Origin of the sequence: Streptomyces glaucescens (assembly GCF_000761215.1) — a bacterium.
Taxonomy (GTDB): domain Bacteria; phylum Actinomycetota; class Actinomycetes; order Streptomycetales; family Streptomycetaceae; genus Streptomyces; species Streptomyces glaucescens_B.
In genome coordinates this window covers 188,322-213,909 of sequence record NZ_CP009438.1, presented here as the reverse complement: position 1 = coordinate 213,909, position 25,588 = coordinate 188,322, and the positions used below count along the sequence as shown (strand labels likewise).

Sequence of the window (25,588 nt, the reverse complement as noted above, 5' to 3'; positions counted from 1 at the left end):
ACATGTGCGGCCTGTGCGGGACCTACGCCCCGGACAAGACCCTGGACCGGGCCGTCGCCGCCGCGATGCACGCCCGGCTGGTCCACCGCGGACCGGACGAGACCTATTCGCTGAACACCCCCACCCTCTCCGCGAAGCTCGGCCGGCTCGGGATGACCGCGCTGAAGGACGGCTGGCAGCCGGCCGAGGACCCGAGCGGCCGGTACACGGCCCTCACCAACGGCGAGATCTACAACGCCGCCGAGCTGCGCGCCCTGCTCGGCGGCGGCCGGCCCGACAACCGGGTCGACGTGGCCGTGCTGCCCGAGCTGTTCGCGCGGCACGGACCCGCCGGCCTGGCCCGTGTCGACGGCCAGTTCGCCACCGTCATCCACGACCGGGCCGACGGCAGCCTCTACCTGGGCCGGGACCGCTTCGGCATCTGCCCGCTGTTCTACGCCGTGCTCGGCACCCACGTGCACTTCTGCTCCGAGCTGAAACCGCTCGTGCGCAGCGTGCCGCACCCCTGGCGGCTCGACCTCGGCGCCGTCGACCAGTACCTGGCACTCGGCAACATCGTCGCCCCGCGGACCCTGGTCGAGGACGTCCGGGCCGTACCGCCCGGCTGCGTGGTCCGCTTCGGCGACGGACCCCCCGAGACCGTGCGGTACTGGCGGTACGGGGACTTCCGGGAGACGGACCGTCCGGTCACCGGGGAGGAGATCCGCGAGGCCGTGGGACGGTCGGTGGCGGACCGGCTGCGCGCGGACGTCGAGATCGGCGCCTACCTCAGCGGCGGCTTCGACTCCAGCACCCTCGTCCTGGAAGCGGCCCGGACCCGGGAGAAGCCCGCCCGGACGTTCTCCGTCCTCTTCGACGACGTCACCCTCGACGAGGGCCGCTTCCAGCGCGAGATCGCCGACGCCGTGGGCAGCGAGCACCACCAGATCCGCTGCACCCCCGGCCACGTCGCCGCCGAGTTCGAGGACATGGTGCGCCACTGCTGCTATCCGCAGCGCGAGACGTACAACGTCGCGGCCCTGATGCTCGCCCGCCACGTCCGGCTGACCGGCCTCAAGGGCGTGATCTCCGGCGAAGGCGCCGACGAGCTGTTCTTCGGCTACGACTCCTACGCGTTCGACGGCGCCCGCCGCACACCGCCCGAGCCGCACGCCGAGAACGAGCAGGCGTGGGGGAGGGCCGACTTCACCTGGGAGACCGACCGCACCAGGACGGCCCGCCGGCGGGACCAGTGCCTCACCCCCGGGGCGCTCGACGCCCTGCCCGGCAAGGAGTACTGGCGGGACCGGCTGATCCCCTTCGACGACCGGGAGACCGCCGCCCTGACCCGTATGCAGCTGCGGTCGATCGCCGACGTGTACGTGCAGCTCAGCGGACACCTCCTCGGCGACCACGGCGACATGATGCTCATGGCGAACTCCGTGGAGGGCCGCTACCCGTTCCTCGGCAACCCCGTCGTCACCCTGGCACTCGGCGTTCCCGACGAGCGCAAGGTCGCCGACTTCGAGGGCAAGGCCTGCCTGAAGGAGGCCTACGCCGGCATCGTGCCCGACCGGATCCTGCACCGCGCCAAACAGGGCTTCACGGCGTACGGACTCGCCGACACCGCCGACGAGCGGACCCTCGCGCGCTGGCGGGACCTCGTCGCGGCCAGCGGCGTCTTCCGCCCCGACGCGCTGGACGTCCTCGGCGCCGACGCCACGCCCGACAAGTGGGACGTCCGGCTGAGCCTCATCAGCATCAGCGCGATCATCGACGAGTTGGGACTGCGGTCATGACGGACACCTGGCACGAGCTGCTGCACGGCCGGCAGTGGTCCTCGGCGTCCACCGTGTGGGTCGAGGACGGCACCGAGTACAGCTGGGCGCAGGTCGGCCGGCTCGCCGCGGCGGTCGAGGCGAGCGTGCGCGCGCACGGCCCGGCCCGCGTGGTGGTCGTCCGGTCCCGGCACAAACTCGGCTGCTTCGCGGGCCAGCTGGGCGCCTGGCGGGCCGGCTGCGTGGCCGTCGCCGACGACCACACCCTCACCGACCAGGAGCTCGACCGCACACGGCCCGACCTCACCCTCACCGTGTCGGTGGGTGCGCACCCGTCGGTCGAGCCGGCCGGCCGGCCGGCCCGCCGGCCGCGTGCGCAGCCGCTCCCGGACGAGGTGGTCGCGGTGAACCACACCTCCGGCAGCACCGGCAGCCGCAAGGCCGTCGCCGTGAGCCGCGAGAACCTGCTGGCGCTCTTCGCCTGCCGGGACCTGGACGTGCCCGTGCCCGGCCGCCTCACGGCCGGCAGCTTCGCCACCCCCACCTACGACGGCTGGTGGTTCGACACCTGGCGCACGGTGGCGTCCGGCGGGAGAGTGGTGTGCCTGCCCCACGTCAACGACGACGTCTTCGCCTGGCCCGGTCTCGCGCAGACCTACGGCATCGGCCGCCTGCTGCTGCCCGCCGCGGTCCTCGCCACGGTCGTCGAGGTCCTGCCCGAGGCCGTCGCGGACATCCCCTGGCTGTTCAGCGGCGGCGAGCAGTTCCGGGTGTCGACGTACCGGCAGGCCCGGCAGGCGGGCCTGCGCCCCGCCTTCGTCAACCTGTACGGGCCGACCGAGGCCACCTTCGCCACCCACCACCACCGGCTGCCCGAGGAGCCGACCGCGTCCGCCGTCCCCATCGGCCGGCCGCTGGAGGGGTGCCGGCAGTTCCTGCGCCGGCCCGACGACGGCCCGCCCGACGCGCGCGAACTCGTCGTCGACGGCCCGTTCGTCTGCCTCGGGTACCTCGACGACGGTGTCCTCGCGCACCGGTTCCACGACGAGGCGGGCCGGCCGTCGTACCGCACCGGAGACCTGGTGCGCACCGACGCCGACGGCAACCTCGTCTTCGCCGGGCGACTGGACGGCCAGGTCAAGGTGAACGGCATGCGCGTCGACACCGCCGCCCTGGAGCAGCGGGTCACCGCGCTGCCCCGGGTGCGGGACTGCCGGGTGGTCCAGCACGAACGGCACACCGTGGCCTTCGTCCGGACCGACCCGGCCACCGTCGGCGACCCCGCCACCCGGTCGCGGATCGAGACCGTCGTACGGGACTTCTCGTCCGCCATCGGCATCAGCCTGGTCGACCGCTACCCGGTCCGGGCCGGCGGCAAGGTCGACGTCCCCACCCTGATGGACCACTACCGAACGACAGACAAGGCCGAGGAGACATGACGGACATCTCGCCAGCTGCCATCACCGACTGCGTGCGCACGGTACTCAACCGCGACCTCGCCGAGGACACCGACATCTTCACCGCCGGCGTCGACTCCCTGGCCGTCCTGCGGTGCCGCGCCCTGCTGAAGGAGCGCACCGGGGTCAAGGTCCCGGGGCACGTCTTCTTCGAGGGCCGCACCCCGGCCCGCATAGCCGACCTGATCGGAGGCACCCATGCTGGTCGTTGAGGACAGCCCGCTCTACTCGCCGGAGTTCTTCGCCGACGACGACCCGTGGGCCTACCTGGCCGGCCTGCGCGCCGACCACCCGGTGTCCGTGCACCGCCGCGAGGACGGCTACGAGTTCTACGCGCTGACCCGGTACGCCGACATCTACGCGGCCTACGTCGACCACAAGCGGCTCAGCTCCTCCTACGGAACGATGGTCGACGGCTCCTACCTGCCGCAGAAGGACTCCGCCTCCGGCCGCATGCTCATCGTCACCGACCAGCCGGCGCACACCGCCCTGCGCAAACCGGTCAAGACCAGCGGGTTCAGCCGGGAGATGCTCGGCAGGGTCGGCCGCACGGTACGCCGCAACATCCGCGACGCCCTCGGCAAACTCTCCGTGGGCGACCGGCTCGACTTCAGCACCGTCGTGGCACCTGAGCTGCCCAAGGGCGTGCTGGAGGTGCTGTTCGGCATCGGCCCCGGGGACGCCCACCGGCTGCTGGACGCCACCCGGACCATGATCGGCTACCGAGACGAGGTGTACGCCGGGACCTCCCCGCTGGACGCGCTCGTCGACGCGCAGCTCGAGGTGCTCGAGTTCATCGACGACCTGATCGGGCACCGGCTCTCCTCCGGACGGGCCGACGACATGATCGGCTTCCTGGCCCAGTGCGTGGCCGACGGCACGATGCCCCGTGACGTCGCGGTGCTCAACGGCCTGAACGTCGCCGTCGGCGGCAACGAGACGACACCGCACACCGCGAGCCTGACCGTCCACACCATCGACGGGGAGCGCGAACAGTGGCGCCGGGTCGCCGACGGTGACGTCGGCTGCGACGTGGCCACCCAGGAGTTCCTGCGGTGGACCTCGACCAACAGCTACGTGCAGCGGCTGGCCGTGGAGGACTTCCCGGTCGGCGAGCACGTCATCCCCGCGGGCAGCTTCGTCACCCTGTGGAACATGTCGGCCAACCGGGACCCCGACGTCTTCGAACGGCCCGACGCCTTCCTGATCGACCGCAGCGACAACAAGCAGCTCGCCTTCGGGGCCGGAGTGCACCGCTGCGTCGGGGCGCCCGCGGCCACCCTGGAGATCCAGACCTTCCTCGAGGAACTGGCCGCCTGGGACAAGGCGTTCGCGGTCGTCGCACCGCCCCGCCGGCTGCGCTCCAACTTCATGCTGGGGCTGACCGAACTCCAGGTCGAGGTGGTCGACGCCAAGGAATTCGGCACGTGAGCGACACCACCGCCGGCCAGGACCTGTGCGTATGCTTCCCGGCCGCCGGGGGCGGCGGCGCCACCCTCGCCCTGCTCGAGGACGCCGCCGCCCGCCACGGCCTGACCGCACTCACCCTGCCGAACGCCGACTCCGTGCCCGACCTCGACTCGGGCCGGTGGCAGGAACGGACCGTCGAGGAGATCCGGCGCGCCGCGGACCGCGGCGGGGCCCGCCGGATCGTCCTCGCGGGGCACTCCATGGGCGGACTGTCCGCCGTCCGCCTGCACCCGGCCCTGGACGCCGACGGTGCCCGGCCGATCGGGGTACTGGTCATCAACACACCCTGCCCCGACCCCTCAGGACGCATACCGACGATGTCACAGCTCACCGACCCAGAGATCGCCCAGGTGCTCGCCCACGACGGCTTCCCGCAGGAGTTACTCGACGACAAGGACATGCTGGCGGAGATCGCGGACGGCCTGCGCGCCGACGCCGCGGTGGCCGACCGCCTCGCCGAACGGCTCGGCCCCGCCGGCCGCCTCACCGACCTGCACGTGCTGTGCGGGCGCGACGACCGGTTCATCCCGCCCGAGCGCTGCGCCGCCTGGGCGCGGCGGGTCTCGGGGGAGTTCCACCTGACGGTCGTGCCCGGCGGCCACAGCCTCGACGCCGCCCGGGCCGCCGCCCTCGGCCGCGCCCTCGCCGGCGTGCTCGCCGCCACCCGCACCGAGGAGGAGGCGGCGTGAGCGGACTGCAGAAGTCGCTGGGCGGCACCGTCGGCACCTTCCTCGCGCTGTCCACCATCCTCGGCAGCGGCATGATGATCCTGCCCGGCACGAGCTACCAGGACCTCGGCCGCTCCGCCTGGCTGCCCTGGGCCGTCGCCGCCGTCTCGGTCATCCCGCTGCTGTACTGCTACGCCTGGCTGGGGCGCCGCCACCCGTCGGCGTCCGGGGTGGCCCACTACTCCGAGGTCGCCTTCGGCCGGCCCGTCGGGCGGTCCTCGGGACTGCTGGCCACCCTCGCGCTGGTCGCCGGCATCCCGGCGACCGCCATCACCGGGGGACGCTACGTCGCCCAGTTCGCCGGGGTACCGAGTCTCGCCTGGATCTTCCCGGTCGCCGTCCTGGCCGCCGCCACCCTGATCGGGTGCCTCGGCGCGAACGTGTCGGGCAAGGTCCAGGTCGCCCTCGTGCTCGCCCTGTTCGTCCTGGTCGCCTGCACCGCGCTGGTCGCACTCGGGACGCACGGCGTCGAGGCGCCGAGCACCGCCGTACCGCCGCTGGGACAGCTGGGAAGCGTCCTCACCGCCGTCTACGTCGCCTTCACCGGCTGGGAGACCGTGGCCTTCACCTTCGAGGAGCACAAGCGCCCCGACGCCATCCCGCGCATCTTCGCCGCCTCCTACGTCATCGTGGTGGCCCTCTACGGGCTGGTGCTGCTGGGCCTGTTCAGCGCGGTGTCCCCCGGTGACGAGGCCCTGGACGACGCCCCGCTGCTGCGGCTGGCGGAGCGCTCGCTCGGCGACCTGGGCCGGCCGGTGACGCTGGCCCTGGTGGTCGCCGCGATCACCGCGAACGTGTGCGCCTCGGTGCTGGCCCTGTCCCGGCTGGTGTTCGGCATGGCACGCAGCGGCCACCTGCCCGCTCCGCTGGCCCGGGTACGCGACCGGGACGCCAACCCGGTGACGTCCGTCCTGGTCGTCGGCGCCGTCCTGACCGTGATCGCGCTGCTGGGCTCGACGGGCGTCATGTCGTTCGAACTGCTCTTCGTGCTGTCCGGCGGCATCTACTTCGTCCTCTACGGGCTGGGCGCGGCCTCGTACGCGAAACTCGCCGGGCCCGGCGGCACGCCCAGGGCGGTCACCGCGCTGTGCGCCGTCACGGTGGTCGCCGTCACCGTCCTGGCCGGTCCGCCCATGTGGTGGTGCTGGGCGCTGTTCGCCGCCGTCTGGCTGGTGACGGCCGCCCTCGCCCGGCGGCCGTCGGCGACGGAACCCGAGTACGAGGGCGCGGACCGGTGAACGCCGCGGCGGAGCCGGGCGACCGGCACGGACCCATGGAGACCGTCATGGACGACATCGAGAGCGCCACCGTGTTCTTCCCCGGCGCCGGTTCCTTCGGAGCCGAGCTGCGCCCCCTCACCCGCGCGCTGGGCCGGTCCTCCCGGCCGGTGCGCTATCCGGGGCGGCCGGGACGGGACTACGGCACCCCGGCCGCGTCCTTCGACGCGGTCGTGCGGTCCTGCGCCGAACAGATCATGCGACGGCCGGCCGGGCGTCCGCTGCTGTTCGGCCACAGTTACGGCGCGTACGTCGCCTACGCCACCGCGGCCCGCCTGAGCGAGGCCGGCGTCGAGGTCGCCGCGCTGGTGGCGGTGGGCGCCGCCGGGCCCGGCCGGCTGCGGGTGCCGGAGCAGGCCGCCGCGGGCCCTGCGGAGGCGGCGGCCTACCTCGAGCGGGCCGACCCCGGCGCCCTGGCCGGGGCCCCGTCCGACGAATGGCGGACCGTCGTCGCCGAGACGACGGCCCAGGACCTGCGCCTGCTGCGGCAGTTCACCCCGGCCACGGTCCCCGTCCTGCACTGCCCCGTCATGGCGGCACGTGGCACCGACGACCCGCTGACCACGGACGACACGATCGCCGCGTGGCAGCACACCACGACGGGACCGTTCACCCGGCGCACCTTCCCGGGCGGCCACTCGGATCTGCTGGGCTCACCCGACTGCGCCGCCTGGCTCCAGCGGATCCGGGAGACGGCGGACGCCTGACGCCCACCGACGGCGTGCCGCGGGAGCGGCGGCCGCTTGGGCCGCCGCTCCCGCCCGCCGGGGGTCGGAGCCGCCCGGGGGCGCACCGGGCCCGCGCCCCGTCCCGCGAGGTCAGCCCGCCTGCGCCGCCGCGGCCAGCGCACGGATGGCCGGCAGGTCGGCGTACAGGTTGTTGCCGGGGCACTCGGTCGGATAGCCGTCACGGTGGCCGGAGATCCGGTTCAGGGTGACCTTCTGGCCCTTGGTGTACTTGCCGTTGTCGGCCGCGGCGGTGAGCACGACGGTACCGGCGGCGTCGTACCCGTGCAGGCCCAGCTTCCAGGCGGCGACCGCGGCCACCGCCTCGCGCACCGGCGAGGAGGACAGCGCGTCGTTGTAGTTCCCGAGGACGGCCACGCCGGAGGTGTCGGTGTTGAACCCGTAGGTCTGCGCGCCCAGGACGGGCTTGTCGATGCCGCCCGCGCGGCCCTCGAAGACGGTCCCGCACTTGTCGACGAGGAACTGGTACCCGATGTCGTTCCAGCCCTGGCTCTGCACGTGGTAGAGGAAGATCGCGCGGATGATGTCGGGGGACTGCGCGCAGGTGTAGTCGTTCGTGCCGGCCGTGTGGTGGGCGAACACCACCTTGGTGTCGGTCGTGTAGGTCGCCGGGTCCTTCACCAGTGACTCGTCCGCGCCCCAGCCCGAGCGCGGGGTGACCGCGGGCTGGGGCGCCGTGCTCGCGGCGGTGGCGGTGGCGGTGGCGATGGTGCGGGCCGGGGCGGAGGCCGAGCCGCCCGCCGGGTCCACCAGCTCCACGCGCAGCCCCTCCGGCAGCCGTGACCGCCCGCCGTGCCGGCCGGTCACCCGGACCTGTACGCCGTCGGCCGGCCCGGTCCACAGCGGCTGGGTCCCCGCGCGCACCCCGCCGGCCCCGGCGTCGGGACCGGCCTCGGGCGTACGTACGTCGAGTTCCAGCTCACGCCAGCCGGACCAGACACCGGTGGCCCTGTCCCGCGTACGGACCTGGGCCGTGCCGCCGAGCTCGGCGCGCGGGTCGGCCCAGGTGACGCCGACCATGCTGAACGGCTCGGTGCGCCGGGCCGGCAGCGCCCGCAGGGCGGCGTCGGAGCCGGGCAGCGCGATGCTCCGCACCCCGGCCGGATGCGGCTCGGCGGGCGTCGCCGGCGAGGTGAGTCCGAGGGTCGCGAGGGTGACTGCGGCGGTCGTCACGACCCTGGCCGTGCGGCGGAAGAGGTGCGGGGTCACGGGGCTCCTTCGGGGGCTGCGGAGGCTTCGGGGGTGGGGAGGTCACCGCTGCACGTGGTGCGGCCGAAGGCCCCGGTGGCGATGGCGCGCTGGACGTGCCGGCCGCCCACGGTCAGGGTGCAGCTGGCCGTACCGCCCCGCTCGCCGAGGGTGACGTCGACGATCGGGGCGGCGCCCAGCGGAACGCTCACAGTCTTCCGCCACGGCAGGCCGGCGTCCGGCACCACGGCCGCCGTGTCGCCGGCCGCGCGGTAGGAGATGTCGGCGGCGCCCTCGCCGAGCACCTCGTAGGTCACCTCGACGGTGGGCGTGGCCGGCCGCTCGTCCGCCGGGTCCGCGCCGGAGTCGAGGACCCCGTAGGCGACGAACGCGCCGCAGGCCAGCAACAGGACCGCGGCGACGGCCAGGCCGCTGCGGTCGGCGCGGCGTTCGCCCCGGGTCGGGGAGACCCCGGTGCGGGCATCCGGGGCTTCGGAGCCGTCGGGCCCTTCCGGTTCTTCGGTGGTCGGCATGGCCAGCCTTCTGTAGACGTGAATTCGGCTGGGTTATACACCATCGGAATACAGCGGTGCCAGGCGCCGGAGGATTCGGGCATGGCGACCTCAATGGCATCGATTCCGTCCGCGAAATGCCGTTATTGCGTGCTCGGTTGACGGAGCGTCATCCCTGTGGTGAGGATCCCCTCCGCCACGATCGACTCACCTCTGACGAGGCCGCTTTCCGCTGTCCGGAAGGTGGCCTGATCCGTCATGTCCCGAGGTGTTCCGGCCGAGGTCAGGTCCATCCGTGACCGGCGGCGGAACGGCCGAGCCGGCGCGGCGGCGCGCCCTTTTCGCCTCGGCGGAAAGGGCGCCGATGAAAGGGATGGCGTGAAAGTCAGATATGGGCGGGCAATAGCCTGCCTCGTGGTGTCGGCGGTGGCCGGGACCATGCTGCCCCAAGTCGCGTACGCGGCACCGGTTACCCCCGACGACGGCGAGGGTGTCGTCGACGCCTTCGTCGGCTGGTTCTCCGGGGACGAGGGCGAGCCGGACGGACCGGAGGAACCGTCGACCGGAGGTACCCCCACGCTGCCGAGCCGGGAGAAGCTGCCGAAGGGCAAGGCGGCCGGGAAGGCGGAGCGCGTCGCGGAGCTGACGGGCAGACGCACGGAGAACGCCCGGTACTGGAGGCTGTCCGACGGCCGGGTCCAGGCCGAGGTGTCCGCCGTGCCGACGGGATACCGGGCGGGGAAGTCCTGGAAGGACATCGATCCGACGGTCACCCCGACCGGCACCGCGGGCTTCGACTTCGCCAACACCACCAACGCGGCCCGCAGCTGGTTCGGCTCGGACCCGAGCCGGATGCTCCGCTTCGAGGCCGGTGCCGGGCACGCCGTCACCCTCGGCCTCCAGGGCGCGGCCGAGCTGGCCCCCGTCGCCCAGGGCGACACCGTCACGTACAAGGACGCCGTGGCCGGCGCCGACCTGTCGTACCAGGTCGGACCGGGTCGCGTGAAGGAGAACATCGTCCTGGACCGCAAGCCCTCGGGCCCGGTCTCCTTCACCTTCACCCTGGACGCGGGCGGACTGACGCCGAAGGCGGGCAGGGACGGCTCGGTCTCCTTCTACGGCGAGGGCGCGCACCCGGTCCTGGTGATCCCTCCGGCGTTCATGACGGACGCGGGGAAGGACGCCCGGTCGCCGTACGGCGTCGCCCACAGCGAGAAGGTCACCCAGAAGCTGGCCAGGGCCGGAAAAGGCTGGACGCTCCGCGTCACCCCGGACCCTGCCTGGCTGGCCGCGCCGGAGCGCCGGTACCCGGTCACCATCGACCCGACGATCGCCATCGCGCCGACGCCGACCACGGCCCAGGACGTGATGATCTCCTCGGACGGCCCGGCGTCCAACTACGACGACAACTGGCGGCTGTCGGTCGGCAACACCAGCACCGGCTCCTCCCGGGCGCTGCTGAAGTTCCCGCTGACCGGCGTCCCGGCCGGCACGAAGGTGGACTCGGCCGATCTCCGGCTGTACTACGACCAGACGCACACCGCCGGTGACACGGAGGTACGGCTGGAGGCGCACCGCGCCACCCAGCCCTGGACGGAGGACCAGGCCACCTGGAACAACGCCGGCGCGATCACCGGCGAGCTGTCCGGCACCGCGGTGGTGGTCGACGACGGCGAGACCGGGAGGACGGCGGCCGTCGGCGCCTGGCCCGCGTCGGGCAACACCGCGTACACGCAGTACGCCGTCAACCAGGACTACCTGTACAACAAGGACTCGGTCTCGGGCGACACCTACACCTGGCAGCCGAGCCTCCCCGAGGACGGCACCTACCAGGTCGAGGCGCACTACGTCTCCGCCTCGGACCGCGCGACGAGCGCCCCCTACACCGTCACCTACGACGGCGGGTCGAAGACCTACACGGTCGACCAGCAGGCCGGCACGGGCGGCGTGTGGAAGACGCTGGGCTCGCACCCGTTCAAGGCGGGCACCCTGGGCAAGATAGTCCTCGGTGACGGCCCCGCGTCGACCACGACCTCGGTGATCGCGGACGCGGTCCGGTTCACCAAGGGCGGCGTGGTCACCAAGAAGCCGGGCGAGCTCAACACCTGGCACAGCTTCCCCGTGACCAGGACGGTCCAGCAGTGGATCGACGGGACGTACGCGAACAACGGGTTCGTGGTCAAGGCGGGTGACGAGTCCGCGAACGGCCCCAAGGGCGGTCCGCGGTACGAGGGCTCCGAGTTCGGTTACGGCGGTGAGACCGCCAACTACCCGCGCCTGGTGCTGACGTTCGGCCGGCAGGGCGTCGACCTCGCCGCCCCGACCACCATCCACGACACCGGCGCGGAGCTCACCTGGTCCGCGTACGACGACCAGGACCCGGTCGGCACCGGCGACGACCTCGTCGAGTACCAGGTCCACCGCTCCGTCAGCCAGACGTTCACGCCGTCGGCCGCGACGCTCGTCGCCCCGGTCGCCGCGGGCACCACGTCGTACACGGACACCTCGGCGACACCGACGAAGGCGGACGACCCCGATCCGTTCGGCCGCGCGTACTACTACATGGTCGCGGTCAAGACGAAGGACGGGCAGGTCGTCGGCGCGCCCACCCAGCTCGTGCGCCTGCCCAAGGCGGGCCGGACGACCAAGGTCCTCGACGCGGTCCAGGACACCACGCTCTCCGCGGCCCGGCCGACGTCGGCGCACGACACCATCGACGACGGCGGACCCAAGAACTGGCTGAGCGTCGGCAACAACTCCACCACCTACGGCGACACCCGCGCGGTGCTGAAGTTCCCGGCCCTGGGCATCCCGCAGACGGCCCGGGTGCTGGACGCGAAGGTGCGCCTGTGGTCCACCCAGACCGCCACCGACGCCGCCGGCGCCCTCTACGAGATCCGCCCGCTCACCCGCGACTTCGACGAGGCCACGGCCACCTGGGTCAAGGCGAACGCCACCACGAACTGGACCACGGCCGGCGGTGACTTCGGTGCCGTGGCGGGCGACACGGGCCCGAAGACGAACGACCCCGCCCGGCACGACTGGAACATCACCTCCCTCGCCCAGTCCTGGGTGACCACTCCCGCCTCGCAGCGGGGCGTCGTCATCAAGATGGCCGACGAGACGGCGGCGCAGGAGAGGACGCTGTTCCTGTCCTCCGAGGGCACCGAGCAGCGACTGCGGCCCCGCGTCGTGGTCACGTACATCGACTCGACGACCGCCTCGACGTACTACGCGCCGCAGACCCCCGCGCGCATGACGCCCAACAGCGACTACACGGTCGACTTCACCCTCACCAACACCACCACCGCTTCCTGGACGGCCGCCGACCACGTGCTGTCGTACCGGTGGACCCTGCCCGACGGCACGGACGTCACCAACGGCGGCAACCAGCTCCGGACGGCCCTGCCGAAGGACCTGGTGCCGGGCGACACCGTCGACCTGCGGGCCGCCGTCAGGACGCCGGTCAACTCGGACAACGGCAACAAGCGGACGGACTACGTCCTGACCTGGGACGTCCAGAACAAGACGACCGGCGCCTGGGTCTCCACCGCCTCCGGCGTCCCCGGCCTGCGGCAGAACGTCGCCGTCGAGGACCCGACGTCCAACCAGCTGGGCATGGAGAAGTTCTACTCCTACACCGGCAAGAACACCGGCGCCGGCTCGTCGGTGATGAACAACCTGGCGGCCGGCAACAGCGTGTGGCAGTACAACGCGTTCACCAACCCCGGCCGCGGCCTGAACACGTTCTTCCGGGTGGCGTACAACTCGCTGGACACCTCGGACACGGTCTCCGGCCACGGCTGGTCCTTCCAGGCCTCGGGCCCGATCCGGCTCGGTGCCCCGCTGGACTTCCACCCCAACCCGCACCCGACGGAGATCCGCCTCCCGGACGGCGACGGCACCACGCACGTCTTCCGCAAGCAGGCGGACGGCACGTGGAAGGCCCCGGCCGGCGTCCACTACCGGATCACGGCCAAGGCGGGCCTGGACTGCACCCCGGCCAAGGACCCGGTCCCGGACGCCTGGACGCTCACCCGCCCCGACGGCACCCGCTTCCTGTTCGGCTGCGACGGCTACATGACGTCCGCGACCGACCAGAACGGCAACACGCAGACGTTCACGTACCAGGAGCGCAAGTCCAACAACAAGCCGACCAAGTTCCTGGTCTACGTCACGGACCCGGCGGGCCGGCAGTCGCTCACGGTCGACTACTACGACAAGGCCGAGGCGACCTCGCCGAAGACCGAGGACCACATCCGGTCGGTCACCGACATCTCCGGGCGCAAGCTCACGTTCGAGTACTCGGACAAGGGCCTGCTGACCAGGATGACCGACGGCGCGGGCACGGCCCAGCCGAAGGTCTTCGGCTTCGTGTACGACGCCACGCAGGGCAACAAGAACGTCAAGTTGGTCCAGATCACCGACCCGCGCGGCAACGCCACGAAACTGGCGTACAACGAGCCGTCGGCCGGTGACGACCCCAAGTACCACTGGTGGGCCAAGACGGTCACCGACCGCCTGAACGGGACGACCGGGTTCACGTACGCGGCGAACGCGTCGAACGCCAAGTTCACCGACACCAGGGTGACGGACGCGGAGTCGCACACCACGTCCTACGTGACGGACGACTTCGGCCGCCCCGTCGAGACGACCAACGCCAAGTCCCAGACCACCAGGATGGCGTGGGACGCGGACAACAACGTCACGTACATGGAGGAGGCCAACGGGGCCAAGAGCGCCTACTGCTACGACCAGCGGACCGGCTACCCGCTCTGGTCCCGGGACGCGGAGAACAACAAGTCCGGTGTCCCGGCCGCCTCGGAATGCGCCCCGGGCACCTACCCGGCCGGCTCCCAGCAGTACGGCTACCAGACCCGTCTGGACGGCTACTCCGTCGACCTGGTCAGCAAGACCTCCCCGGAGGGCCGCACATGGCGGTTCGGCTATGACACCTTCGGCAACCTGAAGACGGTCACCGACCCCAAGGGCGTCGCGACGTCGACGGCGGACGACTACACCACCAAGTACGAGTACGACGCCCACGGTCAGCTGACCAAGGCGACCGACGCCAACGGCAACCCGACGGCCAACAGCGAGTTCGGCCCCACGGGCTTCCCGGCGAAGATCACCGACGCGCTGGGCAAGTCGACGGCCTACGTCTACGACGCGCGCGGCCAGGTCCGCGAGGTCACCGACGCGCTGGGCAAGAAGACCACGCAGGAGTACGACGCGTTCGGCCGCCCGACGGTGAAGACGGTCCCGAAGGACCAGGCGGCCGGCGTGCTGATCACGATGCCGGCGCCGGAGTACGACGCGAACGACAACGTCACCAAGGCGACCGCGCCCAACGGCGCGGTGTCCACGGCGGTGTACGACGCGGCGGACCAGATCACCTCGGACACCGCGCCGAAGGACACGGCCACCTCCGGCGAGCGCAGGACGGTCTACACCTACGACAAGGTCGGCAACCTCCTGACGACGACCGAGCCGAAGGGCGTACTGACCACCTCGGACCCGGACGACCACGTCATCACCAACGCGTACGACGAGATCTACCAGCTGGTCTCCGTGGTGAACTCCGCGCAGGACAAGATCTCCTACTCGTACGACGACGTCGGCAACGTCACCCAGATCGTCGACCCGAAGAAGAACGCCACGGCGGACCCGTCCGACTTCCTGACCAAGACCTCCTACGACCTGAACCACCGGGTCACCTCGGTCACGAACGCGGCCGGCAAGTCCACCTCGACCACCTACGACAAGGACTCCCTGGTCGTCGAGACCAAGGACCCCGAGGGCAACGTCACGTACATCGACTACGACGAGCGGGGCAAGCAGAAGGAGGTCCGGGTCCCCTACGAGGGCACCACGTTCCGCACGACCCGGTACGAGTACGACCAGGTCGGCAACACGACCAAGGTGATCAGCCCGCGGGGCACGGCCACCGCCACCGCCGACGACTTCACCCAGCGCACCGAGTACGACGCGCTGAACCGGCCGGTCAAGAAGTTCCTGCCGTACGACCCGAACGACGGCCGCTACAACAACCCCGACGTCTACACGCAGACCGTGTACGACGCCGTGGGCCGGGTGGCGAAGAGCTCGCTGCCGCCGTCGGAGGGCCAGACGGTCCGCAACGACACCGTCTTCGAGTACTACGACAACGGCTGGACGAAGAAGTCCACCGACCCGTGGGACATCACCACCACCTTCGACTACACCGATCTGGGCCAGCAGAAGGCCCGCACGCTCACCTCCGCGGGCGGCTCCTCGGAACGCACCATGACGTGGTCGTACTACCCCGACGGCAAGCTGAAGTCCAAGGCGGACGACGGCGTCCCGGTGGGCAGGTCGGTGGTCCTGGTGGACAACTCCGACACCCAGCACACCTCCTTCACGGGTACCTGGACGAAGGGGAACGCCGCCGGGCAGCAGGGCTACGACCACCGCACGCACGCGGCCGGCACGGGAACCGACGCCCACACGTGGACGCTGAACATCCCCAGGGACGGCACCTACACCGCGTACGTGAAGTACCCGAAGGTGACCGGCGCCGCCACGACGGCGAAGTACACCCTGTCCCAGGGCACGACCACCCACCCGGCGGTGACCAAGGACCAGAACGCGTCCGCCGGCACCTGGGTGCCGCTCGGCTCCTACAGCCTCAAGCAGGGCAACGACGCCCGGCTGAAGCTGGAGCAGAACGCCGGCGGGACCGTCGTCGCGGACGCGGTCAAACTGGTGCGCGACACCTCGGGTGAGACCGACAGCGAGAAGAAGTCCTTCGCCTACGCCTACGACGTCAACGGCAACCTGACCTCGATCGACGACACCTCCTCCGGTGCCAGGATCGACGCGTACACGATCACGTACACGGGCCTCAACCAGGTCCAGAAGGTGACCGAGGCGCTCGCCGGCCAGGAGAAGCAGTCGACGTCGTACGTGTACGACGCCAACGGCAAGCCGGAGTCGATCACCCACCCCGACCAGTACTCCAAGTACACCTACGACCTGCGCGACCTGGTCAAGACGGTCTCGGTGGGCAAGAGCCCGACGGACGCCTCGCCGAAGGTGACGTCCTACACCTACACCGACCGGGGCCTGAAGCTCCGGGAGACCAAGAACAACAAGAACACGGTCGACTACACCTACTACCTGAACGGTGCGGTCAGGACGACCACGGAGAAGAAGCCGAACGGCATCCTCGTCTCCTCGCACACCTACGCCTACGACCCCAACGGGAACAAGGCGCAGGACATCGCGAAGAAGATGAACGCCGACAACCAGTCGGCCTACCTCGAGTCGACCACCAACTACACCTACGACCCCGCGAACCGGCTCGCCAAGTCGGTCAAGACCGGCAACGGCGCGAGCACCGACACGTACGTCCACGACGACAACTCCAACGTCATCAGCCAGACGGTCAAGGACGTCACCACCACCTACGCGTACGACCGCAACCGGCTGCTCTCGGCGACCGCGGGCGGCTCGACGGCGACCTACAACTACGACCCGTTCGGCCGCCAGGAGTCCGTGACCGGCGGCGGCAAGGTCATCGAGCGCTCGGTGTACGACGGCTTCGACCATGTCGTCGAGTCCCAGAAGATGGACGACGCCGGCGCGCTGAAGACGACCAAGTACACCTTCGACCCGCTGGACCGCACGGCCTCCAAGACGGCCGACGGCAAGACGACCGACTTCAGCTACCTGGGCCTGTCGACCGAGGTGCTGGGCGAGGAAGTCGCCGGCGAACTCACCAAGTCCTACCAGTACAGCCCGTGGGGCGAGCGCCTGTCCCAGGTCACGCACAAGGACGACGGCACCAGCGAGGACGGCTACTACGGCTACAACTCGCACACCGACGTCGAGACGCTGACCGACAAGGACGGCAACGCCACCGCCACGTACGGCTACACGGCGTACGGCTCGGACGACGAGTCGGAGTTCACCGGCATCGACAAGCCCGACGCGGGCGACCCGACGAAGGAGGCGTACAACCCCTACCGCTACAACTCCAAGCGGTGGGACGCCCACGCCGGTACGTACGACATGGGCTTCCGGGACTACAACCCGGGCCTCAACCGGTTCACCAGCCGGGACATGTACAACGGCGCCCTCGCGGACATGGGCCTCGGCTCGGACCCGTACACCGGCAACCGCTACGCCTTCACGGGCGGCAACCCCACCACCTTCGTGGAGATGGACGGCCACTGCTTCGGCTGGGACGCCTGCGAGGACTTCTTCGATGACGCCAGTGACTTCGTCGTCGGCGGCGCGAAGAAGACGAAGGGCGGCTGGGGCACCGTCCTCGACACCTTCCTCACCGGCATCGGCTGGTACAACGAGACGGCCCCCAACGGGTACTCGTCCGAGCACTCGGGCGACCTCAGCAAGGGCCGGCTCACCACGCCCGAGGACGACTGGGACTGGGTGCCCGCGGACACGCTCTTCCCGTTCACGGAGGCCAACTGCACCGACGACCAGAGCATGACCTTCTACCAGCCCCTCGACAAGCACAACAGGGCGCAGGGGGTCAGGGCCTGCCTCAACAAGGGCGACTTCAGCTGGATCAACAACAAGGGCCAGAAGATGGGCGACCCGGACTCCCTGATCGCGGGCACGCCGGTGCCGCGTCCGATGAGGGAGCACCCGGGAACCATCCCGCCGGGCATGGCGGGCGGGATGAACCGCGGTCACCTGCTGGCCAACACGCTGGGCGGCAGCGGTACCGACCGCCGGAACCTGGTGGCCCTGTACGCCACGCCCAACGGGTCCGACATGAAGAAGGTGGAGAACCAGGTCGCCAAGATGGTGGCGGCCGGGGACACCGTCTACTACGAGGTGACCGCCCACTACACCGGCCGAAAAGGCGCCCCCGACTATCTGACCATCAAATGGCTGAACATGGACACCGGGGAAATGCCGCTCGACCCCATCACGATCTGGAACACACCCTCAGGACTTCAGCCCAAGCCCTGAGATAGTCGCCTGATTCGCTGAAGATACAATGGGTGTGGGGGAATATCGGTCACGATATTCCCCCACACCCTCCTTCTTCTCCCTTGTGAAAGGTTGCCACATGTGGGTGCAGCGTCTGATCGAGCTGACGGGGTGGAAGCCGCTCGGAATCCCGGTCGACTGGGCGGCGGTGGAGGAGGAGTTGGGCATCCCGCTGCCGGCTGACTACAAAGAACTCTTCGAGGCATTCGGCGGCGGCACGTTCGCCGATTCCGTCTATTTCCTCGCCCGTGACGAGGGTGTCGTCTTCGACTTCATGTCGCAGTGGCGCGCGCATCTCGCCGTCGACCGGGACCCGACGACCGGTGAGGTCTCCGCAGTGGACCCCTACTCGGTGTACGCGCCGGGCGGCAAGGGCCTCGCCACCTGGGCCTTCACGGAATGGGGCGACCAGTACTGCTGGCTGATCGACGCTCAGCGGCCCGGCGAGTACCCCATCCTCGCCCGAGCCGAGGACGACGAGTGGTGCCGGTACGAGATGTCCACCTCGGAATTCCTCTACCGAGTGCTCGCGGATGCGGATTTCCAGCCCTTCGGGATCGCCCACTACAACCTCGGCGCGACCTTCACACCCGGACAGGAGGCGTGACATGAGCCGCACTGGACGTGGACCGAGGGTCACCGCGTGGGTGCTCGCCGCCACCGGAACGGTTCTGGCCGTGAGCTCGATCCTGGTGATCGGGAGCAACTACGGGTCGGCCAGGGTCAACAGCGACGCCATGACCCCGACCTACTCGTCCGGAGATCTCGTCTTCCTCGAGAAGATCGACGCGGGCGAGATACAGCGGGGCGATGTGGTGTTCTACCGGACGGCGAACCGCTATCAGGGCATGCCGGTCCTGCAGCGCGTGATCGGCCTGGGCGGCGACCGCGTCCGGCAGGGCCCTGGCGGTCCGGTGACGGTGAACGGCGAACCCCTCGCCGAACCGTACGTGAAGGACGGCGACCCCTCGGGCACGACCGTCGCCTACGACGTGGTGGTGCCCGAGGGGCGGCTCTTCCTGCTCGGCGATCACCGCGCGAACTCCAACGACTCGCGCTACTTCCTCACCGAACGGTCGGGCAGTGTCGCGGCGACCGCGGTGCGGGCCCGGGCCCTCGACAGCCGCACCGGTCTGCTCCTGTGGGCGGCGGCAGGGCTGCTGGGACTTCTCGCCGCCGTCGGCGGCCTCGCGGCCGGGGTGGTGTCCTGGGCCAGGCGGCGGGCCGGCCGGCAGGTGACGGGCTAGCACTCCCGCGGGCGCCGGCGGCCCGCTGCCGTTCGCGGCCGGGCCCCGGCGTCCGGCGGTGGATTCAGGAGCCGGCGAGTTCGCCCAGCAGAGCGAAGACCAGGGCGTCGAACGCGTGTGAGCCGTCGCTGTACGTGTTCACCATCATCATCACCGCCGTCCCGCTCGCGCGGTCGAACGCCGCGCAGGTGCTGAATCCGTAGGTGCCGCCGTTGTGCCAGGTCACCGTGCGGCCGTCGGCCAGTACGCCGAAGTGCCAGCCGAGTCCCAGCCGCAGACCCGTGGCGGGGTCGGTGAAGTGGTGCCGCTGCGTCAGTTCGATCGCGTCCCGCAGTGGCGAGCGCTCCGGGTGCAGCTGGGCGTTCAGGTACCTGAGGACGTCGTCGGCGGTGCTGTACATCGAGGTGCCCGCACCGCTGAGGACGTGGTCGCGCCAGTCGGGGACGGCCTCCCCGTCCATATGGCCGACGGCCTTGCGGGAGGCCATGTCCGGCCGGAGGGCCGTGGTCGTGTCCGACAGGCCCAGGGGACCGGTCACCCCGCGCCGCAGCATCGCGTCCACGCCGTCGAAGGCCAGCGCCTGCCCGAGCAGGCCGAAGCCCAGGTTGGAGTACGTGTACGCACTGCCCGGCTCATGGCTCAGCGGGGTCCGGGGCAGCCCGGTGGCCAGGTCCTCCAACGTGTAGTGCGCGTACGGGTTGTACGGGTCCGCCCCGTCGAGGAGGTTGGCGGGGAGACTGGGCAGGCCCGAGGAGTGGGTCGCCAGGTCGCGCAGGGTGATCCGCCGGGTTGCCCCGCGCGGGACGGCGAACCCGGGGGGCAGGCTGAGCGGCGTGTCCAGGCGCACCGTACCCGCGTGCACGGCGCGGGCCAGCGCGGTCGCCGTGAGCGTCTTGCCGATCGAGCCGAGCTGGAACACGGTCCTGCCGTCGGGGGCGGGGCCGTTCCGGCTGGCACCGGCGACATACCGGCGGTGACCGCGGACGACACCGAACACCGTGCTCGGCGCGCCGGCGGCCAGCGCGCGGTCCAGGTAGGGCCGCACCCGTGCGGCCAGTCCGTCTCCGGCCGCCGTCACCCTGCCCGGTAACAGCGCCACACCGGCCGATGCCGCCGCGGTGCCCAGCAGCCTTCGTCGCTTCACGGTCCACTCCTTCGTCACCCGTACGGCGCGCGTACGTGCACGCCGACGTCGAGTGAAACCGTTCCAGCCGCGAACATCAACAGGGCGCATCGAGGGGCGCGCCGCACGCGGGACCGGGGGCGAGCGGCGTCACTGCTCCCGCGGTGACTCCGCGCGGATCTCCTGCATCGCTTCCCCGAAGAGCTCCCGGGCCCGCTCCGGGGTGTGCGGTCTCGGCGTGATCATGACGTCGGCGGTGGTTGCCCCTCGCCGGCGTAGGCGTGCTCGCCCTGGCGCTCGTCGTCACCTGGGTGCTTCACCTGGCGGGTTGGGGCAAGCCGGGCGGACCGCGCCCGGTCGAGCAGTGGGACTGGCGCGTCCGGGACACCAGTGCCCGGGCGGGGCACCCGGACTGCCTCGGGTGCCGCCTGGCGGGGCGGCGAGGCGCCACGGACGGACGCCGCGCCGCTGAGGCGCGGCCTCGGGCGACCGGGCTCGACGCCGTCACGTCGACGTCCGCCTGACCGCGACCGGGAGTCGTCGTGGCGGCGAGTGCGGGGCGAGGACCCACTCCCCGCTGAGCGGCCGCCCGTTCAGCCGCCCTTCTTGTTCAGCTCCTCGGCCAGCATCACCAGGATGCCGCTGGGGCCGCGGACGTACGTGAGCTTGTAGAGGTCCTCATAGGTCGCCACGCCGCGAAGCGGACGGCATCCGTGCTTCGCGGCCGTCTCGAGGGCCTGGTCGATGTCGTCGACCGAGAAGGCGACGCGGTGCATGCCGATCTCATGGGGGCGAGTGGGCTCCGACTCGATCGCCTCGGGGTGGATGTACTCGAAGAGCTCGAGACGGCCGTGACCGTCCGGAGTCCGGAGCATCGCGATGTCGGCGTGGTTGCCGTCGAGGCCGACGGCGGTGTCGGCCCATTCGCCACTGACCGTGTCGCGGCCGACGACCGTCAGGCCGAGGTCGGTGAAGAACGAGATCGCTGCTTCGAGATCGCGAACGGCGATGCCGACGTTCTCGAGTCTGATGGCCATGCGCGCATGGTACCCAGCGCGACCGGCCGTGTGCCGAGCGTGCGCAACGGGCGCGTGGCGGCCGACCGTGTCCGGTGGCGGTCGGATCGTGCGGGAAGGCGGTGATCCGGTCCGAGCGCGGGGATACTGACGGTGCCGGGGCCGAGGGGTATCTGTCCCATATCCCTCGGCCCCGGCACCGCGGGCGTCAGCGCCAGGTGTCGTTGAGCGTCAGAGCGCCGGCGGCCGGCGTGACGACGGTGCGGTTGTCACCGTTCTCCCAGATGACGGAGCCATCGGGGTTCTTCTTCAGGTACTTGTACTGCACGGTGGTGTTCGGCGGCAGCTGGTGGGTGCCGGACCACAGCGGGTAGGTCGCGGATGCGGTGGTCAGGGGGAGGGCCTTGGCCGGGTCCCAGCTGCCGAGGTCGGGCAGGTTGCCCGAGACGTAGAGGTTCTGGCCCCAGTGGGTGGTGGCCGTGGCCTGGAAGGTGGCGGTCACCGGGCTGACGTTCCAGCGGTCGTCGTTGCCCGGTGCGCCCGGGGAGACGGTCAGGGTGCGGTTGGGGACGCTTTCCCAGGTCACCGCCCCGGTGGGGGAGCGCTTGAGGTACTTGTACTGCACGATGGCGCCGACGGGCAGCTGCACGCCGGCCGACCAGTGCGGATAGGCGCTCGCCGTGGTGCCCAGGGGAACGGCCTTGGCCGGGTCCCAGGCGCCCAGCTGCGGGGCGCTGCCGGAGACCAGGAGGGTCTCGCCTTCGGTCGGCGCCTGCACCCGGAAGGTGACGGCGGTGTCCTGCGTCGCGGCCGCGCGCGCTCCGGGGGTCGTGGCGACGAGCACCCCGGCAAGGAGCACGGCGAGCATGAGCGCCGACCGCCAGGCGGCTGACGCCCCGTTACGTATCGAGAGCATGTCTTTCCCTTCTGAACACAAGGCGGCGGGCGCCGCCCTGGGATGGCGGATCGGGGGCCGCCGCCCGCGCACATCCCAACACAACTCGGAGTCGCATGGTGACCCAATGTGCTGCGGGAGGTCCGTGGGGAGCGTGATCCGGCCGGGCGGTCCGAATCCCTTGACGGTCTTCGTTCAAGTTATGAACAAGTCCGGCGTGTGACGGTGGGAGGCCCTTGGGGCTGGTCGTCCGAGGCGCGGGGCCGGTCGAGCCTCCGGGAGGTGACATCCGCGGGCCACCTCCCGTCCGTGGCGAGGCTCAACGGGGGACGCCCCTGCTTTGCGCAAGATGACGCAAAGCTTTTCATCCGCGGAGGCGCGGTCGGGGCTCGTCGGCGCGCTGCAGACCGCTCCGTGCGTGCGGGAAGGGGAGGGGGCTGCGCAGACGCGGATGATCCCAGTAGAGTCCGGTCGCAACTTGCTGAAACTTCTTACAGGGAGAGGGTCTGCCATGTCGGGATTCGCCCCACCTGTCGTAGACGAGCGCGCGGCGTTGACCACCTACCTCGCTCAACAGCGCCGCGCGCTGCGGGCCACCGCCCACGGTCTGACCGACGACCAGGCCCGCCTCGCGCCCTCCGCGAGCGAGCTGAGCATCGGCGGACTGATCAAGCACGCAGGACACTGCGAGACCTTCTGGACCGACCTGATCCTCCAGCGGCAGCGTGGATCCCAGCGGAAGGCGGACGAGTCGGACGCCGACGAGTTCCGGCTCGCCGAGGGCGAGGACCTGGCCGGCGTACTGGCCGCGTACGCGGAGGCGGCCGAGCGGACAGACGCGGTGATCGCGGGCGTCCGGGACCTCGGACAGGCCGTTCCGGTGCCGCGCGGACTGCCGTGGTTCCCCGAGGAGGTCGGGGAATGGTCGGTCCGCTGGGTCCTGCTCCACCTGATCGAGGAGACCGCACGGCACGGAGGCCACGCCGACGTCATCCGGGAGAGCTTGGACGGCGCGACCCTCTTCCCGCTGCTGGCGGCAGCGGAGGCATGGCCCGCCCCCTGGTTCAGGCCGTGGAGCCCGTCCGTACGGCCCGACTCATGATCACGCCATGGGAAGACACGCCTTAAGCTGCTGTCGGCCGACACATCTGGACGGGGGAGGGGCCGATGAGCCATGCGACGGAGGTCTTCCAGCCACTCAAGGCGGACGATCCTGCCGTAGTGGCCGGTTTTCGGCTCGCCGCGCGACTCGGCGCGGGCGGAATGGGCGTGGTCTACCTGGCGCACACGCAGGGCGGCCGGCCGGTGGCGGTCAAGGTGGTACGGCCGGAGCTGGCCGACGACCCGGACTTCAGGCGGCGGTTCGGCCGGGAGATCAAGGCAGCCCGGCGGGTCCGGGGCGCGTACACCGCCGAGTTGATCGACGGCGACGCGGACGGTGAGCCGCCCTGGCTGGCCACGCTGTACGTGCCCGGGCCGTCCCTGGCGGAGGCGGTCGCCCGGCGCGGGCCGCTGCCGGTGCCGGCGGTGCTGTGGCTGATGGCAGGGGTGGCCGAGGCGCTGCAGGCCATCCACGAGGCGGGTGTCGTGCACCGCGACCTGAAGCCGTCGAACGTGCTGCTGGCCGCCGACGGGCCCCGGGTGATCGACTTCGGTATCGCGCTGGCCGCCGACGGAACCGCGTACACGGCCACCGGCGGCACCATAGGAACCCCCTCCTTCATGGCTCCCGAACAGGCGTCGGGCCTGGAGGTCACGGCGGCGACGGATGTCTTCGCACTCGCCCAGACGGTGGCGTTCGCGGCGCTCGGCAGGCCGCTGTACGGCGACGGTTCGGCCATCAACGTGCTCTACCGGATCGTGCACACCGAACCCGACCTCTCCCTGCTGCCGGAGCCGCTGCGTCCGCTGCTGGCCCGGTGCCTGGCCGGCGACCCGGCCGAGCGGCCCACTCCGGCGGAGGTCGTGGAGTGGTGCCGGCAGCGGCTGGCGGCGGACACCGGCGCGGACGGGACTCCGGTCGTGTGGCGGGACGTCACCGGTCCGGAGCCGACGGTCCCGGCTCCCGTGCCGCGGCCGACCGCGGTGATCCGGCAGCCCCTGCTCGGCCATCCGGCGCCCGCCGCGCGACGGCCTCGGACGGCGCCGCAGGACCGCACGGCACGCAGGCGGCGCGTCTCACTGATCACCTCCGCCGGTGTGGCGGGTGGCGCGCTGCTCGTAGCGGCTCTGGCCTGGACGGTCATGGACGGGAAGGACGGAACCGGTCACCGGGGCGCTGCCGGTGCCACGAGATCCGCGGGGGGCCCGGCCGCAGGGCCGGCGGCATCCTCGTCGGCTTCGGCGCCGGGCTCGTCGCCGGACTCCTCCGGTGCGTCCGCGAGAGAGGCCGGCGACGGCACGTCCGCGGACGGAGGACCGAGGTCCTCCTCGGCATCACCCCGGGAGCCCGTCGCCACCCCCTACCCGCTGGTGTGGCTGGACGCGGAGAACTCGGTGAACCTCGAGGACCCCGGCACTCCGCTGATGAACGGCAAGGGAGACATCCGCTTCGGCTGCAGGACGGCCGGCTGCGAACTGGAGAGCGAGACCGCGGTGTTCCTCCAGGTGTACGGCGAGCCCGGCGACGGCACCCTCGACACATGCCGTTTCATGCTCGCGCGCGGCAAGAGCCACATACTCCAGCTGGCCGCGGCGGCGAACGGCACCGAGATCTGCATCAAGGACTCCGAGGGGAACATCGGACTGCTGGTCATCGGGACGAAGTCGACCGCGGTACCGGAGGCCGCCTTCCTCAGCGGGGACCTGACGGTCTGGCGGGACGCCGCCTGACCTGCGTTCCGGCTGCCCGCCCAACGGTTCCTCGGCCATGGCGCCCGCCGGTGACGACCCCGTGCCCGCAGCCATGGTCCGCTCGTCGGGCGGGATCCATTCCCGTGGCCGGTCGGAGGCGTGATGCCGACTGTGCCGGATGAAGACGGCGTTGCCCATGCTGTCACGGCAGTTGAGCACCCGGTTCAGTGCATTGCCCGGGAAGACGTCCCCGGACTGCCGGGGACGCCTTCCCCGTCCCGCCGACCACTGCGTGGCTGCCTCGCAAGGGTGAATGAGTAGCCCGTTCGGTCCAGGAGGGGACCATCCAACGTGATCCCGACGGGTAAACAGGACT

17 protein-coding genes and 1 pseudogene are annotated in these 25,588 nt (G+C 71.2%); 13 read left to right on the top strand and 5 right to left on the bottom strand.

The genetic code is table 11. From position 1 onward, the window contains the following. Positions 1–2 precede the first annotated feature (2 nt). From asnB to SGLAU_RS32750, 7 genes are read left to right on the top strand one after another with little or no spacing between them, the layout of a single operon-like run. The gene (gene asnB, locus SGLAU_RS00870) at positions 3–1,778 is read left to right on the top strand and encodes an asparagine synthase (glutamine-hydrolyzing) (RefSeq protein ID WP_043497448.1); all 1,776 of its coding nucleotides are present in this window, start codon (positions 3–5) and stop codon (positions 1,776–1,778) included. Next, the gene (locus SGLAU_RS00865; protein WP_043497445.1) at positions 1,775–3,196 is read left to right on the top strand and encodes an AMP-binding protein; all 1,422 of its coding nucleotides are present in this window, start codon (positions 1,775–1,777) and stop codon (positions 3,194–3,196) included. The genes asnB and SGLAU_RS00865 overlap by 4 nt, the downstream gene beginning before the upstream one ends. After that, positions 3,193–3,426 (top strand): acyl carrier protein, encoded by a 234-nt coding sequence (locus tag SGLAU_RS32755; protein ID WP_052413546.1) that lies wholly within the window; start codon positions 3,193–3,195, stop codon positions 3,424–3,426. The genes SGLAU_RS00865 and SGLAU_RS32755 overlap by 4 nt, the downstream gene beginning before the upstream one ends. After that, positions 3,413–4,645 (top strand): cytochrome P450, encoded by a 1,233-nt coding sequence (locus tag SGLAU_RS00860; RefSeq protein WP_043497441.1) that lies wholly within the window; start codon positions 3,413–3,415, stop codon positions 4,643–4,645. The genes SGLAU_RS32755 and SGLAU_RS00860 overlap by 14 nt, the downstream gene beginning before the upstream one ends. Next, on the top strand, positions 4,642–5,373 hold the full coding sequence (locus tag SGLAU_RS00855) for a thioesterase II family protein (protein ID WP_043497440.1): 732 nt from the start codon (positions 4,642–4,644) through the stop codon (positions 5,371–5,373). The genes SGLAU_RS00860 and SGLAU_RS00855 overlap by 4 nt, the downstream gene beginning before the upstream one ends. Next, positions 5,370–6,650, top strand: a complete 1,281-nt coding sequence (locus SGLAU_RS00850) for an APC family permease (RefSeq protein WP_099052747.1) — start codon at positions 5,370–5,372, stop codon at positions 6,648–6,650. Before SGLAU_RS00855 ends, SGLAU_RS00850 begins: the two co-directional genes overlap by 4 nt. A 47-nt stretch (positions 6,651–6,697) precedes the next feature. Beyond that, complete coding sequence (locus tag SGLAU_RS32750) at positions 6,698–7,396, top strand: thioesterase II family protein (RefSeq protein ID WP_159072748.1); 699 nt, start codon at positions 6,698–6,700, stop codon at positions 7,394–7,396. A 111-nt stretch (positions 7,397–7,507) separates the two neighbouring features. On the opposite strand, the gene SGLAU_RS00840 is transcribed toward SGLAU_RS32750, so the two are convergent. Continuing rightward, entirely contained in the window at positions 7,508–8,644 is a 1,137-nt protein-coding gene (locus SGLAU_RS00840; RefSeq protein ID WP_052413544.1) for an N-acetylmuramoyl-L-alanine amidase, read from the bottom strand. Then, entirely contained in the window at positions 8,641–9,156 is a 516-nt protein-coding gene (locus tag SGLAU_RS00835; protein ID WP_107408952.1) for an MmpS family transport accessory protein, read from the bottom strand. The genes SGLAU_RS00840 and SGLAU_RS00835 overlap by 4 nt, the downstream gene beginning before the upstream one ends. A 417-nt stretch (positions 9,157–9,573) precedes the next feature. On the opposite strand from SGLAU_RS00835, the gene SGLAU_RS00830 reads away from it, so the two are divergent. The 3 genes from SGLAU_RS00830 (at position 9,574) to lepB (ending at position 19,385) form a co-directional block, all read left to right on the top strand. Then, positions 9,574–18,117 carry a DNRLRE domain-containing protein gene (locus SGLAU_RS00830; RefSeq protein ID WP_099052891.1) on the top strand — a complete coding sequence of 2,848 codons (8,544 nt, stop codon included), beginning with the start codon at positions 9,574–9,576 and terminating at the stop codon, positions 18,115–18,117. 100 nt (positions 18,118–18,217) lie between these two features. Further along, positions 18,218–18,745 (top strand): SMI1/KNR4 family protein, encoded by a 528-nt coding sequence (locus SGLAU_RS00825; protein ID WP_043497437.1) that lies wholly within the window; start codon positions 18,218–18,220, stop codon positions 18,743–18,745. A 1-nt stretch (position 18,746) separates the two neighbouring features. Beyond that, a complete protein-coding gene (lepB, locus tag SGLAU_RS00820) occupies positions 18,747–19,385 on the top strand; it encodes a signal peptidase I (RefSeq protein ID WP_043497434.1) in 639 nt (212 codons plus the stop codon). A gap of 64 nt (positions 19,386–19,449) precedes the next feature. On the opposite strand, the gene SGLAU_RS00815 is transcribed toward lepB, so the two are convergent. Continuing rightward, on the bottom strand, positions 19,450–20,529 hold the full coding sequence (locus tag SGLAU_RS00815; RefSeq protein ID WP_043497432.1) for a serine hydrolase domain-containing protein: 1,080 nt from the start codon (positions 20,527–20,529) through the stop codon (positions 19,450–19,452). 260 nt (positions 20,530–20,789) lie between these two features. On the opposite strand from SGLAU_RS00815, the pseudogene SGLAU_RS36100 reads away from it, so the two are divergent. Then, positions 20,790–21,032 (top strand): annotated as a pseudogene (locus tag SGLAU_RS36100) (HGxxPAAW family protein); the annotation flags it as partial. Between the two features lie 69 nt (positions 21,033–21,101). On the opposite strand, the gene SGLAU_RS00805 reads toward SGLAU_RS36100, so the two are convergent. Continuing rightward, positions 21,102–21,545 carry a VOC family protein gene (locus SGLAU_RS00805; RefSeq protein ID WP_043497426.1) on the bottom strand — a complete coding sequence of 148 codons (444 nt, stop codon included), beginning with the start codon at positions 21,543–21,545 and terminating at the stop codon, positions 21,102–21,104. A gap of 187 nt (positions 21,546–21,732) precedes the next feature. Then, positions 21,733–22,440, bottom strand: a complete 708-nt coding sequence (locus SGLAU_RS00800) for a CBM20 domain-containing protein (protein WP_078957527.1) — start codon at positions 22,438–22,440, stop codon at positions 21,733–21,735. Between the two features lie 490 nt (positions 22,441–22,930). Here SGLAU_RS00800 and SGLAU_RS00795 point away from each other — a divergent pair, with 490 nt between their 5' ends. Next, complete coding sequence (locus SGLAU_RS00795; protein WP_043497423.1) at positions 22,931–23,521, top strand: DinB family protein; 591 nt, start codon at positions 22,931–22,933, stop codon at positions 23,519–23,521. A 65-nt stretch (positions 23,522–23,586) separates the two neighbouring features. Further along, entirely contained in the window at positions 23,587–25,251 is a 1,665-nt protein-coding gene (locus tag SGLAU_RS00790) for a protein kinase domain-containing protein (protein WP_043497419.1), read from the top strand. Positions 25,252–25,588: the final 337 nt, after the last annotated feature.

Bases quoted from the DNA above. Each gene is read 5' to 3' on its own strand.
- asnB (WP_043497448.1), top strand. From the start codon at position 3: ATGTGCGGCCTGTGCGGGACCTACGCCCCGGACAAGACCCTGGACCGG.
- SGLAU_RS00865 (WP_043497445.1), top strand. From the start codon at position 1,775: ATGACGGACACCTGGCACGAGCTGCTGCACGGCCGGCAGTGGTCCTCG.
- SGLAU_RS32755 (WP_052413546.1), top strand. From the start codon at position 3,193: ATGACGGACATCTCGCCAGCTGCCATCACCGACTGCGTGCGCACGGTA.
- SGLAU_RS00860 (WP_043497441.1), top strand. From the start codon at position 3,413: ATGCTGGTCGTTGAGGACAGCCCGCTCTACTCGCCGGAGTTCTTCGCC.
- SGLAU_RS32750 (WP_159072748.1), top strand. From the start codon at position 6,698: ATGGACGACATCGAGAGCGCCACCGTGTTCTTCCCCGGCGCCGGTTCC.
- SGLAU_RS00835 (WP_107408952.1), bottom strand. From the start codon at position 9,156: ATGCCGACCACCGAAGAACCGGAAGGGCCCGACGGCTCCGAAGCCCCG.
- SGLAU_RS00830 (WP_099052891.1), top strand. From the start codon at position 9,574: ATGCTGCCCCAAGTCGCGTACGCGGCACCGGTTACCCCCGACGACGGC.
- SGLAU_RS00825 (WP_043497437.1), top strand. From the start codon at position 18,218: ATGTGGGTGCAGCGTCTGATCGAGCTGACGGGGTGGAAGCCGCTCGGA.
- lepB (WP_043497434.1), top strand. From the start codon at position 18,747: ATGAGCCGCACTGGACGTGGACCGAGGGTCACCGCGTGGGTGCTCGCC.
- SGLAU_RS00805 (WP_043497426.1), bottom strand. From the start codon at position 21,545: ATGGCCATCAGACTCGAGAACGTCGGCATCGCCGTTCGCGATCTCGAA.
- SGLAU_RS00800 (WP_078957527.1), bottom strand. From the start codon at position 22,440: ATGCTCTCGATACGTAACGGGGCGTCAGCCGCCTGGCGGTCGGCGCTC.
- SGLAU_RS00795 (WP_043497423.1), top strand. From the start codon at position 22,931: ATGTCGGGATTCGCCCCACCTGTCGTAGACGAGCGCGCGGCGTTGACC.
- SGLAU_RS00790 (WP_043497419.1), top strand. From the start codon at position 23,587: ATGAGCCATGCGACGGAGGTCTTCCAGCCACTCAAGGCGGACGATCCT.